This window comes from Paenibacillus sp. FSL K6-0108, assembly GCF_045040695.1.
GTDB classification, from domain to species: Bacteria; Bacillota; Bacilli; order Paenibacillales; family Paenibacillaceae; genus Paenibacillus; species Paenibacillus pabuli_B.
In genome coordinates this window covers 2,328,540-2,341,014 of sequence record NZ_CP150288.1, presented here as the reverse complement: position 1 = coordinate 2,341,014, position 12,475 = coordinate 2,328,540, and the positions used below count along the sequence as shown (strand labels likewise).

The window sequence follows — 12,475 nt, the reverse complement described above, 5'->3', positions numbered from 1 at the left end:
ATATAAGCACTCGTAAATGTAACTTTCGGAAAACAAAAACCGTACAGCATCTTACCCTGCTGTACGGTCATTTTGAGTACTCAGATTCCAACTTCACTTTCCACCCAATTTGCGGTGAACTCCTGTTCATTATACTTAAAAAATTGCTCCAGGATCTGTTCACGGTCATCCAGGAAAAGCTGGTCAGCTACTGCTGAAATCAACTTCGGCACAGCATTCCGTGTCCCCGATATTGCCGAGGCAGACAGGCCGCAACTTGCAAGTGCAGAGTAGTTAAAGACAAACAACCCTCGCAGCTTATCTTTCCCCTCCTCATCTCTGCTGGTCATTGCAAACCCGGGACTTAGGTAGGGATGTGCATCAAGCAACGCATTCCTTTGTCCTGTCGGGGCTTTAAAGCGGTCTGCCCAGCGTGCAATGTGGGTCTCCACCATTCTGAGCTCAGGACGCAGAGCCGGGTCACTCACCATCCCCGTACTTATGATCAGAAAATCAAAGGAATGCAAACCCTGTGGCGTAGTCACTACCGCTCTTCCATCCTTCATCTGTAGATCCAGCCAAGGTGCATGGAGATGTAATTGGAAGCCTGGCCAAGCAGCGGCCCGGTTGAAGGTATCGTTGGTGGGTGGCTGATTGTATTTGAAAAAATGGGAAATGACCGCGTACTTATCCTCATCCGACAATACGTGAAACCTTTCGATCATACCGGATTGCTCCATTTGACGAATCGGGTTAATGTTCGGCAATTGTTCCCGTCGCACAAAAACGTGTGCCTCAGCCACACCCGCCGCAAGTGCAAAGTTGGCATTATCAAAGGCAGAAGCCCCGCCGCCAAGTATGGCAATCCTTTTTCCTTGTAACCGTTCAAAATCAATGATCTCCGACGTATGTGCGTACAGATGTTTTGGTATTTTCTCCGCAACCAGGGGTGGTACATGCCACTCGCCGCCTCCTTGGATACCGGTAGCCAAAACAACTTTGCGGGCCAACAACATGTTACTTGGAACCCCTGCACCTGTAATGTGCAGCCGGTGTATGCCGCTATCTGCAGGTTCAATCAGTCTCAATTTCACTTCATTCATGACTGGCAGATGAAGTACTTGTCTGTACCAGCGCAGATAGTTCATCCACTCACTGCGCGGAATTTTATCAACTTCTTCCCATCCAGAAGGGCCTACTTTCGCCTCCCACCATGCTCGAAAAGTCAGTGAAGGGATACCGAGATCAATGGAAGTCAGATGTTTTGGTGTACGTAACGTGACCATACGCGCGTAAGTTTCCCAAGGTCCCTCCAACCCTGCAGGATTTTCGTCGATGACCAGAATGTTGGAAATTCGCTCACGCAGAAATCCAAAAGCGGCACCCAAGCCGCTCTGCCCACCACCTACGATAACGACATCATAGATATGGCCTTCTTCATGTTCCCGCGGGCGAATCCAATCCGCGCCTCCATATGCGAGATAAGCCAGATCATCTTGTACTCGTTGGTTTAATGCTTCAAGGCTCATCATTCATCAACCCTTTCAACGTCCACTCGTATACTTCTTCGAACCCCTCGTTTAATGTTAAGTTGGTGTAATAATTTGATTTTTAATGGATATTCTGCAAGTCCAAAGCAGTCTAATTCCTTTACCCTATGGATGAATACAATAATTCCGTCTCAATCCCTTACATCATTTTCGTTAAGATTAGCGTTATTATATGAGGTGAGATCAATTTTTTGAAGGTCGCGGAAGATTTCTTGTCACCATACCTAAAAATATCTAACATGCTTGTTGACCATAACGAAACTATTTTTAGCAACCTTGTCATGTATGTAGAAAGACAGATCAGGTTGGATATTAACGGAAACGCGCTCCCTGACACCGATAGGTTTTATGTTACCTGTCTTTTTTAGAGAGGAAGCCCGATCAACCCTGATCTGTTTTCGTTTGTCTTATTTCGATGGTTCTGTAGTATGAATACCTCATGTCAATTTAATGAAGATTTTTATTGATTGATCAATTACAATTTGACATAGCTTATTATTACTTTTGCAGCTCACCTATCGTCCGAGAGATCCCTTCTTCAAAAGAAGTCATCTTCACCGGCCCAATGCTGGCTTCGTATTTCTTTTTACTCAACACCAGCGGTTCTTCTGTCAAATACAACATTTCAACAATTTCTTTCATTACCGGTACCGCTAAACCAAGCAGCGTAAGTCCTGTTTTTCCAAGTGCTATCACTGGTTTCGCCTTACCTGCGGCCTGTTGTGCAATGCGTACGATTTCCTTGCCCGATATTATGCCAGCACCAGGAATATTCCAGTTTTGCCGATAAGCATCATCTCTGCGTGCCAACTCCACAACCATGACCGCTGCATCTGGCAAATAAATATATTCTCGTGGTATTTTCATGTTTCCGATAAAAAAAGCCATTTTCCCTTCCGCTATTGCTTCAAGCGTGGATCCCAAATAAGAAGCCTGATTGGCAGTAGGGCCATAATAATCAGGCAAACGAACAATCATCACTTGCGCTTTGCGCCATTTGCTGCTAAATAACATCTGCTCAAAGGCAAGCCGGGTTTTACCTTTTCGAGTATGCGGCTGCTTTGGATGTTCTTCAGTCACTTCGTTCATTTGTCTTCTGCCATAAGGATAAATCCCGTCAATGACGACCACCTTTAGCCCCAATTGTTCTGCAGCCTTCATAACGGATTCACCCAAAGGAATCAGCTTACTCTCCATCTCGTTATAAGGTACATTCGCACAATGAAACATGACATCAGCTCCTAATGAAGCAGCTTTAATATCATCAGGTCGGAACGCATCTCCCACAGCAATTTGAAGGTAATCAGGAGATCCCAGCTTTACCGCAAGTTGCTCCAGTTTTTGACGTGAGCGACCAAAAATAATTGTAGGAATGCCGAGTTTAATCAATTCCTCTGTAATTGCTGCACCCGTTCCACCTGTTGCCCCAACCACGATAGCTCTTTTCATTTCATCTCAACCTCTTTCTCTCAAATAGTTATTGATCAATTACTTACTTAAACACAATATAACGTATATTTAGTGATTGATCAATAACTAAAATGTAAAAAGGGACACTTCCCCTTTCTATCTCTCCATAAGCGTAGGCAAATCCAGTGCCTTCGATACATTACATAACATGCCTATAGCGAGAAATATCAACGTTTTTTGCTTTGGATTGGTAACGTCTGCCGCTGTGAAAGCTTCCAATACCATATCTCGCACCTCAGTGAATCCTTTTTGCATTGCTTGACGAATGACTTCTTCCTGAACCGTCTGCGCTTGCATTTGCAGTAAAATCTCGTTTTTGTGAGATTGAAGAATCTCTTCATAAGCTTCAATCAACTCGTTCTCCAACTGATCTGGAGTAGCTGTCTCCACCACCGCCCGGAATGAATCGATTACTCGTGTCCAGGATACCTCCAATGCTGTTAACAGCAAAGCTTCTTTGGTTTTAAAAAAACGAAAGATATACGGTTGCGAAATGTTGGCCCTCTCTGCCACCTGAGCTGTGGTCGCTCGGAAATAACCGATTTCTGCAAACACTTCAATCGCTGCGGATATGATATCATTACGTCGGTTAACCGTTACCACTGCATCTTTAGCCATGGTAATTACACCTCCACTTGATAGTAATTAATTGATCAATAGCTTGAAGTATATAGGAAACTCTAATGCATTGCAAAGAGACTCCTCTCTCTAATCCAGGATAAATTATTTCTCAATTACAATATAAATCGTTATAAAACAGCTTGAATGGATAACCTACACCTAAGGATTAGGGGAGATTGCCCCTTTGGAATAGATGGATTTATCTTCACAACATGACCCTGTTGCAAAATCAAAACACCCATGATATATTAATTGAGCCATCAATGATTGATGCATCAAATATTGATACGTCAAAGATTAACTTAGCGGATATTACTGACTAAGCAATGGCAGTGTATAATGGCAACTTATGTATTTTGTTCACATAAGCCGTTGTTCATGGTCGAGATTCACCCGGGAGGTCTAGTCATGACACGTGTTTTTTCCAAAGAGGAGCAGATTATCAATCTGCTTAACGGGCTGGGCAACAGGATCAGTCCCAAGTTCGAACGCTGTACAGGCATCAGTTCCTCTCGCTTTGAGATTTTGCATGAGTTGGATCAGGTTGACGAGATTAACCAGTCCATGCTTCAGAAAATCATCAACATCGATAGTGCTGCAATTACACGCCACCTGAAGCAGCTTGAGGCGGACCAGATGGTCACGAGACGTAAGAATCCGGAAGACAACCGAGTCACTTTTGTTCGTCTGACGGACCATGGTCGTAAGCAAATAGAAGGCTACAAGGCAGAGAAAACCAATTTCATCAATCAGATCCTACAGGATTTTAGCGAAGAAGAAGTTCATCTGCTTGCTGACTTTCTGGAACGGATGCAAAACAATTTCTAAACCCATTTATAGAGGAGAGAACCATACATGAGCACATACCAAAGCACTTTTCAAAAGACAAATGATTTTAATGAAATTACTTACGGCCGTCGGTCTGTAAAACTATACGATCCTGAAGTCAAAATCAGCCGTGAAGAAATGACAGAGATTTTGGCTGAAGCTTCTCGTGCCCCATCTTCCATCAATTTGCAACCTTGGCGTTTTCTCGTTGTAGATACGGCAGAAGGTAAAGAAAAGCTTGCTCCTCTCGCGAGATTCAATCAAAATCAGGTTTTGACTTCGGCAGCAGTAATTGGCGTATTTATTGACATGAACAATGTCGAGTACATTGAAGAAATATTTGGCAAGGCTGTAGAGCTCGGTTATATGCCACAGGAAGTCAGAGATATGCAGCTCAAAACTGTAATGCCTTATTATGAAAATATGCCCGCTTCCGCTCTGCGCGATGTCAATCTCATTGACGCAGGTCTCGCTTCCATGCAATTGATGCTCGCTGCACGTGCTCATGGGTATGATACGAACCCGATCGGTGGTTACGAGAAAGATCAAATTGCTGAAACTTTCGGCATGGATAAAGATCGTTACCAACCAGTAATGCTGATCTCCATCGGTAAATCGGCCAAAGAAGGTCATCCTTCCTACCGTCTGCCTGTTGAGACAATTACGACTTGGGCATAATATCAGGCAATGTTTGTTTTACAAGTTTCAGCACGGTTTACTTCAAAACAATAACAACAATCTAACTACACTAATGGAGGTTGAATATTATGATTATCATTCACGCTCACTTGCAAGTTAAACCAGACCAGGAACAAGCTTTTTTGGAGGCAACAAAAGTACTGATCCCTGCAACACGCAATGAAGAAGGCAACATCAGCTATGATCTCGCCAAAAGCACTGAACGCGAACATCATTACACGATGATTGAGCTGTGGAAAGACGAAGCCGCTACAGCTTCCCACAACACCAGTGCTCATTTCCAGGCTTTCGTTCAACAAGCAGCAGCATTCATGGCCGCTCCAATGAACGTTGAAGTATTCGCTGGAGAAGCGGTTAAACGCTAAAACACGAGCCTTACATTAAATAAATTAAGCATACCGACGAGATTGTCGGCTTGTAAAAAAGAAACCGCTCCTCGTCATGCTGACGGGTGAGCGGTTTTTGATTTTGCATGAAAAACGTTAGGATAACCATTCTCATTTGTGTATTTTATTTGGTTTATAAATGATTCAACAGCTCATGGTTTTTCTGTGTGAACAAGTTTTTGTGCGAGGAAACCATCCCATGTGTATTGGCTTCGGGCTAACAAAGGCTATCCCTTGTCTTGACGACAAAAGATAGCCTGATCGCTAAGAGTTCAAACAGTAACGTTTTTGGGGATTACTTTTTCAATAACAAATAAACAAAATAAGGCACACCGATCAGGGAGACCATAATTCCTGCGGCAATTCCGTCAGGATCAACCAGATTACGCCCAACTGTATCGGCTATTAACAGAAGCCAGCCTCCAAGCAGAACAGCAACAGGAAGGAATAACGAGTTACGTGGACCGACCAGCGCTTTGGCGATGTGTGGAGCCATCAAACCGATAAACGCGATTCCACCAGTTACCGATACCGCAGAAGCCGCAGCGGCAACCGCAATCACCATAAGTACCAAGCGTTCCCACTCCAGCTTCAACCCTACTCCGATCGCCGTTTCTTCGTTCAGCCCCATCAGATCAAGTCTTCTTGTTCTGAACAATGTAAGCGGGATTAACACAATCAGCCAAGGCAGCAAAGCCCATATGAATGGCCAGTCTGCCCCCCATATGTTTCCGGATATCCACTTGGCAATAAAATCGACCTTGGAACGCTCCGCCGAAGATATGATGACGATCATGATGCCAGACAGCGCCATCGAGAATCCAACCCCGACCAGCACCATTTTTATGGGATCAAGTCCCTTGGTCCGGCTGTAGGAGAACACATAGATGAGCGCCGCAGTCAGCAATGCTCCGATAAAAGCAGCTAACGGCAGCATATAGACGAACGTACCAGGTTCGATCGGGAAATACAGAAAGAAGATCGCAACGGCTACACCTGCACCGGAATTGATCCCGATGATACCTGGATCGGCCAAGTCATTACGTGTAACACTCTGCAAAATGGAGCCTGACAGCGCAAGCGCCATACCGGCCAGTAATGTAATAAAGATTCGGGGTAATCGGACCGAAAACAGAACAAAGTCTTCCTTAAATGTGCCTTGACCAAATAACACTGGGATTACCCTTTTGAAAGACAACGAGGAATAACCCCAGCTCATACCTACCACAGCCGTGATGAGGATCAGCAGCAAACAAACGAGCAGAATCAGTCGTTGCTTGCGAATTCGCGCAGACATCGTCATGATAACGCTTTGCCCCCTCTACGCACAACGAACAGGAAGAAAGGTAAACCAAGCATGGAAGCAATGGCGACCACAGGTGTTTCGTATGGTGCATTTATCGTTCGACCTAATGTTTCGGCAAGCAGCATAAATGATGCTCCTGCAAAAATGGATACGGGTATAATATACCGATAGTCCGTGCCCACCATTTTACGAACAATATGGGGGATCATTAAACCGACAAACGCCATATTTCCGATCAATGCAACCGACGCTCCGGTAAGCACAATGACGAGCAGGAACAGAACAGTTTTGATGAGTACAAGCTTTTGCCCCAGTCCAGTTGCCACCTCATCGCTCAGACTAAGAATATTGATCTGGTTGGATAGAAATGGAATTATAGCTAGACCAATCAGTATGACGGGCGCAATGGCTTGAATCTGGCCCCATGTCGTTCCGATAAGTCCTCCCGAAGTCCACATGGATACATCCTTGGAAATTCTGAAAAAGATACTGATGCCATCCGAGATGGCATACATAAAAGCAGATACCGCTGCCCCGGCCAGCACTACACGGATAGGAGACAAGCTCCCCCTCCGCATCGAGCCGAGCACTATAACCAATGCCGCTCCGAGTGCAGCACCGACAAAACAAGCAACCATTATCCCAAAATATCCGAGTGATGGCATGAAAACAAAAGCCAGGGCGAGTGCCATATTGGCACCTGAAGTCAGACCGAGCAGTCCGGGATCAGCCAGTGGATTGCGAGTAATTCCCTGCATGATGCCTCCGGAGACGGCGAGAGCCGCTCCGATCAGCATGGCAGCAAGTTCCCTTGGAAGTCTGATCTCTCGCAGAATAAGAATATTATCGTTCTTAGTGACAGAGGTCAGGGTCAACCACAGATTGCGGAATGTCGTTTCTTCTGCGCCAAACATCATGGCGATGATGAAGCACACGATAAGTACGAGAACACTACCCAGCAGCTTGGTTGCAAACCGAAAAGGAAGTCGTTTATTTTTCATCGCATTCAAGGTCTACTCGCCAAGAAAATGTTGGATAAAGAATTCCAGCTGGTATTCCATGCTCAGTGGATCATTGAAGTAAAATGCCTTGGCATCCGCTTCGAATACTCGATTATTTTTCACCGCATCAATATTTTTGTATGTTTCGGTATTCTGGAAGGAGTTGTCCTCGTCGACATTTTTACTGAATATGACATAGTCCCCCATGTAGTCTTTCAGCACTTCATTCGATACAGCAAAGAATCCGTCTTTCTTGGTAGCTTCCTTGACCTTATCTGGCATACCTATGCCGAATTGATCATACAGTATTTCCGTTCCACGTCCGAATTTTTCGCCATACACATAGAGTTGTTTATTGAACGTTTCAATCACGGATACAGTTGCATTGGTACCGATTTTGGCTTTGATTTCTTCTCCTACTTTTTTGCTTCGAGCATCAAAATCAGTAACCCAAGCCTGTGCTTCTTTTTCTTTGTTCACAAGCTTTCCGATCTCCAGTTGCTGCTGAAGGAAGTCCACTTTGCCATATGTATAGGTGACTGTTGGAGCAATCTGCTTCAGCTTATCGACGTTCTTGATATCAGACAGCCCGATAATCAGATCCGGGTTCAATTCAATAATTTTCTCCAGACTTTCGTCGGTGACCGCCTCTGTATTTGCAAGTTTTTCTTTGAAATTCGGGTTCTCCTTGGACATTTCATCCACACCAACCAGGGGCACATCCAGTGCCATCACGTTTCCTGTCAGGAATCGGGTCAGCACAACCACACGTTGAGGATGGGAAGGAACTTCTACAGGGCCTGCCTCCGATTGATAAGTGAATGTGCCCGCATCTGACTCGGATGAAGAACCTGCTGAATCCGTGTTGGAAGAAGTAGATTCGTTGGATGCAGCTGCATTATCCGTTGTATCTTTGGTTGAGTTGGTTCCACAAGCGCTAAGCAATAAAACCAGAATGAATATAAATGGAACAAAAAGCTTTCTCATTAGATGACTCTCTCCCTTTTCTCTTTGAATATGAAAATCATTCTCATTACAATAGCTAATTATAGGCATGGAGGATGAACCTAACCATGCCTTTTTGTTCGAGAAAACCTTTGGATTATTGGATGCCAGTCCATAAGGATACAGCCCGTCCAAGCTGCAAACGAATAGATACCGGATTGTAGGGTATCCACTCTTCCTGCTCCAGATCATAGGTTCGATTATGCTTCACTGCCTCAAGCTCTTTCCAGTATTCGGAGTTGTATATATGTTCTGAATGAGCCTTTGACCCTTTTTCATCTGGAAAAACAATAACGAGCATGCAAGTGCCCTCGTAATCCTGAAGTTCTGACAGTTGGATAGATACTGAATGAAATTGATCCCCAAACCTCTGTATTTCCTGGGCAATCTTGGCCGGAGGACGTAATCCGAGCGATTGATACATTACATAACCGACATTTCTGATTCCATATATTTGTAAACCATCCGGTTTAATGACGAGAATGGTCAGTGTCTCATTCACAATCTGGCTCGTTTGAATGGCTTCTCGTGCCTGCTGTTCTTCCCTTTCAAAGTCTGCGAGCCATTGTTCTGCCTGCTCCACCCTGTTAATCCCCTGTGCGATAAACCGCAGATGTTCTTTCCACCCAAGCTCCATCCATGCAATTTCAACCACTGGGGCGATAGATCTCAGACGTTCAGAACTTAATCCGTTCATGTGAAGGTGCTGATTTGCTGCAATGATGAGCTCAATATTGGCATCCAGCAATGCGGATTTTATTTGTTCAGGTGAACTGTCAGAATGGACAAAACGTATCGTTTGAGGCGGGGTCACTCCGTCTGTGCTCACATATTCGCTGCTTTCCGAGATGACAACCGATGGCTCCAATCCAAGTAACATCAGATGGCTCGCATAAGGTGCACACCATACAGCTACTCGCTGCAAAGGTCTGCGACGTGTGTAACCCGAAGGACTCTCTCCTGTCTGCTGCTTGAAGCGGCGGCTAAGATAGAATTCATCCTTATATCCAACCTTCAGCGCAATCTCACGAAGTGAAGCGGATCCACTAATTAATAACTCTTTGACCCGGTGAACACGCAAGCGAGAAAGATACTCATTCGGTGTGAATCCAGTAAGCTGCTTAAATAGAGTGGAGTAGTGGGAGCGACTGACCCCCGCAATTTCAGAAAGTCCTTCGGTTGTTATTTTCTCACTAAAATGGTTCTCCATAAATGCGATGCTTCGTTCCATGGACGGCTGCTCACTCGCATTATATTTTGCTTCCATTCGCTCCAACAAGCTCATCAGAACCTGATGAAACAGAATCTGGTTGCGCATATGCCTGACTTCATTGCCAGGTAAACGAAATATATAGAGCTCCTCAAGCTGAGCTGCAATCGTTGGATCATAGAACTCAATATGGGTTCCTGCTGCAAGCACACTGGACCGTCCCATGGCTTCCATTGGCAGTGATCTTTTCTGTTCTTGTGTGCTGATGGAGAGCGTGTACATATGGAGAGGGTGCATCCGATTCCCCTGTATTACAACATTACTCATCGCAGGAATAAGGATCACCATGCCATCGGCAAGTTCATATATGTGATCGTCGAGATGAAGTGAACCCTTTCCACTGGAAACGGCCAACAGAACGGTAAGGCTCTCATGGATTCTATGTATCGGCATCGTTGATGTGCTATACAATGATTGAATGCTATCTGCTGTATAAATTGGAAAATAGGACTCCGCCCATTCCGAGTTATTCATTTTCGTATCCTCCGTGACATTTACCGGGTGGGTAATCACTTAAATTTCAGCTCACTCTACGCGGTTCAATTGGCTATACCCATTTTAGCATTGCTGATTCATCTGGAGTACATTCTTCCCATAGTAACTATTTATAAAATGGAATAAACATAAACGACCGTTCCCCATTAGAATATGAGGACACGGTCGCCGCTTCCATGTTGTCGTTCATGATACACATTTAATCACGATTTGGATCAATTTTAATGAGCTTGCGCGGCTCCTGTTCTTTTTCACCATACCAGACCAGCACGTCGGCAAGCAAATCCATAATGCGTATAAAACTTTCCTTGTCAGCCTCTGATATCGTGCCGGCATACCGAAAAATATCATCAAAGCACAACTCACGAACAAATTCGGTGTATTGGGCGTACACCTTGCGTCCATTCGCCGAAGGTTTGACATAAATGTCTTTGCGATTACCACTTAAATGGAATTTTTCGAGCAATCCTTTTTCCGTCAGATTCTTCACATTTTTGGAAAACGTGCTGCGGCTCACGCCAAGTCGTGCTGCCATTTCCGACATCTTTTCTTCCTTGTCCTCCGCTTCCAGAATATACTCCAGCGTCTGAATCTGCGAAGCAGAGAACATCATATCCGTACCATAACTTCGCTGCAGCTTATAGGTGTTTGAATATGCATTACCATACTTGATGATCTTTTCAATAAGTTCCCGATGGTCGCCCATCCAATCTAGTTTCATGAATAATCCCTTTCACCTTCAAATTCTCTCTCTTCTATTCCAATGTACTGAATTTAGATATGTTTTTCAATCCATGTGATGGCTTCCTCAATGACTTCATCGCGATTCGGTTCATTAAATATTTCATGCATGAGGTGAGCATATATTTTCAGCGTTTTATCGCTTGAGGCAATATCTCCATAAAAGTCGCGCGAATCCTGTTCACTCACCAGTCCGTCGTTTGCTCCATGCAGAACAAGTACAGGATCAACAAACTGCTGCGCATGTGCTTTTAACCATGTCACCCCATAACCCAAGCTATTGAACAAATCGACGGAGATCTGTTTTTCTACGAGCGGATCATTCGCGTAAGCGGATACTACCTCCGGATCACTGCAAACTCCGCTGCCAAGCTCATTCGGGAAATACGTACCCGGGGGAAGATCAAGCGGAAGTTCTCCCGCAACCTGTGTATGGTAACGAGTTAGCGCTCCGGATAGAACGATCCCTTTTACCTTGCCCGGATATTTCGTTCCAAATGAAGAAGATGCAAAGCCACCCATGCTATGCCCAATGACAAAAAGCGGAATGTCGCCGCTCTCTTGCAAGGCTGTTTCAACAACTACATTCACATCATCAATGATCTGATGAAAATCGCTGTAGAACGTACGCTGCCCTTCTGATCTTGCATGACCACGATGGTCAAAACGGTATACGTTAAACCCACGGTTATTCAGTTTGTCCGTCAAATAATCATAGCGGCCAGCATGCTCACACAAGCCATGGACAATAACCACGGCCGCCTTGGCATCGCTTACAATATTTTTACTGAAATAAAGCTGGGTTCCGTCAAAAGATTTAATTGTTGTTTCATTAAGGCTCATCATCATTCCATCCCTTCATTGTGCTCAAGCATCCACAGGCTAATCGTCTTGAGCCATTTTGTTGATATGATATACATTTTTCTTTGATATGCATTATTCGCAAAGTAACCATAACGAGTTTATCATTTATAATTTCCTTCAAGAATAATATTGTTTCTCACAGAAACAATATAACATCCCTTTTACGCGCTGTCCAGATTCATATGAGTGAATCAAAAATAAAAAAGGACTGCCCCGCAGTCATGAAATGACGGAGACAGTCCTTGGTTCACGTTATTCTA

Annotated in this window: 12 protein-coding genes; 3 read left to right on the top strand and 9 right to left on the bottom strand. The window is 44.4% G+C overall.

Features of this window, described 5'->3' with window-relative positions; translation table 11 throughout:
- Positions 1-80 precede the first annotated feature (80 nt).
- From MHB49_RS10885 to MHB49_RS10875, 3 genes are all read right to left on the bottom strand, one after another.
- A complete protein-coding gene (locus MHB49_RS10885; RefSeq protein WP_405157102.1) occupies positions 81-1,508 on the bottom strand; it encodes an NAD(P)-binding domain-containing protein in 1,428 nt (475 codons plus the stop codon).
- Between the two features lie 519 nt (positions 1,509-2,027).
- Complete coding sequence (locus tag MHB49_RS10880; protein ID WP_247901925.1) at positions 2,028-2,978, bottom strand: NAD-dependent epimerase/dehydratase family protein; 951 nt, start codon at positions 2,976-2,978, stop codon at positions 2,028-2,030.
- Positions 2,979-3,095: 117 nt separating this feature from the next.
- Positions 3,096-3,617 (bottom strand): TetR/AcrR family transcriptional regulator, encoded by a 522-nt coding sequence (locus MHB49_RS10875; protein WP_405156120.1) that lies wholly within the window; start codon positions 3,615-3,617, stop codon positions 3,096-3,098.
- A gap of 411 nt (positions 3,618-4,028) precedes the next feature.
- Between MHB49_RS10875 and MHB49_RS10870 the strand changes: the two genes are divergently transcribed.
- From MHB49_RS10870 to MHB49_RS10860, 3 genes are all read left to right on the top strand, one after another.
- Complete coding sequence (locus tag MHB49_RS10870; protein WP_247901923.1) at positions 4,029-4,448, top strand: MarR family winged helix-turn-helix transcriptional regulator; 420 nt, start codon at positions 4,029-4,031, stop codon at positions 4,446-4,448.
- Between the two features lie 27 nt (positions 4,449-4,475).
- Positions 4,476-5,126, top strand: coding sequence for a nitroreductase family protein (locus MHB49_RS10865; RefSeq protein WP_247901922.1), 651 nt, complete (start codon positions 4,476-4,478; stop codon positions 5,124-5,126).
- A gap of 89 nt (positions 5,127-5,215) precedes the next feature.
- Positions 5,216-5,512, top strand: coding sequence for a putative quinol monooxygenase (locus MHB49_RS10860; protein ID WP_079694890.1), 297 nt, complete (start codon positions 5,216-5,218; stop codon positions 5,510-5,512).
- Positions 5,513-5,828: 316 nt separating this feature from the next.
- Here MHB49_RS10860 and MHB49_RS10855 read toward each other — a convergent pair whose 3' ends face one another.
- The 6 genes from MHB49_RS10855 to MHB49_RS10830 form a co-directional block, all read right to left on the bottom strand.
- A complete protein-coding gene (locus MHB49_RS10855; protein ID WP_405156119.1) occupies positions 5,829-6,836 on the bottom strand; it encodes a FecCD family ABC transporter permease in 1,008 nt (335 codons plus the stop codon).
- Positions 6,833-7,840, bottom strand: coding sequence for a FecCD family ABC transporter permease (locus tag MHB49_RS10850; RefSeq protein ID WP_405156118.1), 1,008 nt, complete (start codon positions 7,838-7,840; stop codon positions 6,833-6,835). Before MHB49_RS10850 ends, MHB49_RS10855 begins: the two co-directional genes overlap by 4 nt.
- 12 nt (positions 7,841-7,852) lie before the next feature.
- Positions 7,853-8,827 (bottom strand): iron-hydroxamate ABC transporter substrate-binding protein, encoded by a 975-nt coding sequence (locus MHB49_RS10845; RefSeq protein WP_405156117.1) that lies wholly within the window; start codon positions 8,825-8,827, stop codon positions 7,853-7,855.
- A 115-nt stretch (positions 8,828-8,942) separates the two neighbouring features.
- Positions 8,943-10,589 carry a helix-turn-helix domain-containing protein gene (locus MHB49_RS10840; protein ID WP_405156116.1) on the bottom strand — a complete coding sequence of 549 codons (1,647 nt, stop codon included), beginning with the start codon at positions 10,587-10,589 and terminating at the stop codon, positions 8,943-8,945.
- Between the two features lie 220 nt (positions 10,590-10,809).
- Positions 10,810-11,331 (bottom strand): MarR family winged helix-turn-helix transcriptional regulator, encoded by a 522-nt coding sequence (locus tag MHB49_RS10835; protein WP_405156115.1) that lies wholly within the window; start codon positions 11,329-11,331, stop codon positions 10,810-10,812.
- A gap of 53 nt (positions 11,332-11,384) precedes the next feature.
- Positions 11,385-12,194: an alpha/beta hydrolase gene (locus tag MHB49_RS10830; RefSeq protein WP_405157101.1), complete on the bottom strand. Its 810-nt coding sequence runs from the start codon at positions 12,192-12,194 to the stop codon at positions 11,385-11,387.
- Between the last annotated feature and the right edge of the window lie 281 nt (positions 12,195-12,475).

Excerpts from the sequence above, each read along its gene's own strand:
- MHB49_RS10885 (WP_405157102.1), bottom strand. The coding sequence starts at position 1,508 with ATGAGCCTTGAAGCATTAAACCAACGAGTACAAGATGATCTGGCTTAT.
- MHB49_RS10880 (WP_247901925.1), bottom strand. The coding sequence starts at position 2,978 with ATGAAAAGAGCTATCGTGGTTGGGGCAACAGGTGGAACGGGTGCAGCA.
- MHB49_RS10875 (WP_405156120.1), bottom strand. The coding sequence starts at position 3,617 with ATGGCTAAAGATGCAGTGGTAACGGTTAACCGACGTAATGATATCATA.
- MHB49_RS10870 (WP_247901923.1), top strand. The coding sequence starts at position 4,029 with ATGACACGTGTTTTTTCCAAAGAGGAGCAGATTATCAATCTGCTTAAC.
- MHB49_RS10865 (WP_247901922.1), top strand. The coding sequence starts at position 4,476 with ATGAGCACATACCAAAGCACTTTTCAAAAGACAAATGATTTTAATGAA.
- MHB49_RS10860 (WP_079694890.1), top strand. The coding sequence starts at position 5,216 with ATGATTATCATTCACGCTCACTTGCAAGTTAAACCAGACCAGGAACAA.
- MHB49_RS10855 (WP_405156119.1), bottom strand. The coding sequence starts at position 6,836 with ATGACGATGTCTGCGCGAATTCGCAAGCAACGACTGATTCTGCTCGTT.
- MHB49_RS10850 (WP_405156118.1), bottom strand. The coding sequence starts at position 7,840 with ATGAAAAATAAACGACTTCCTTTTCGGTTTGCAACCAAGCTGCTGGGT.
- MHB49_RS10845 (WP_405156117.1), bottom strand. The coding sequence starts at position 8,827 with ATGAGAAAGCTTTTTGTTCCATTTATATTCATTCTGGTTTTATTGCTT.
- MHB49_RS10840 (WP_405156116.1), bottom strand. The coding sequence starts at position 10,589 with ATGAATAACTCGGAATGGGCGGAGTCCTATTTTCCAATTTATACAGCA.
- MHB49_RS10835 (WP_405156115.1), bottom strand. The coding sequence starts at position 11,331 with ATGAAACTAGATTGGATGGGCGACCATCGGGAACTTATTGAAAAGATC.
- MHB49_RS10830 (WP_405157101.1), bottom strand. The coding sequence starts at position 12,194 with ATGAGCCTTAATGAAACAACAATTAAATCTTTTGACGGAACCCAGCTT.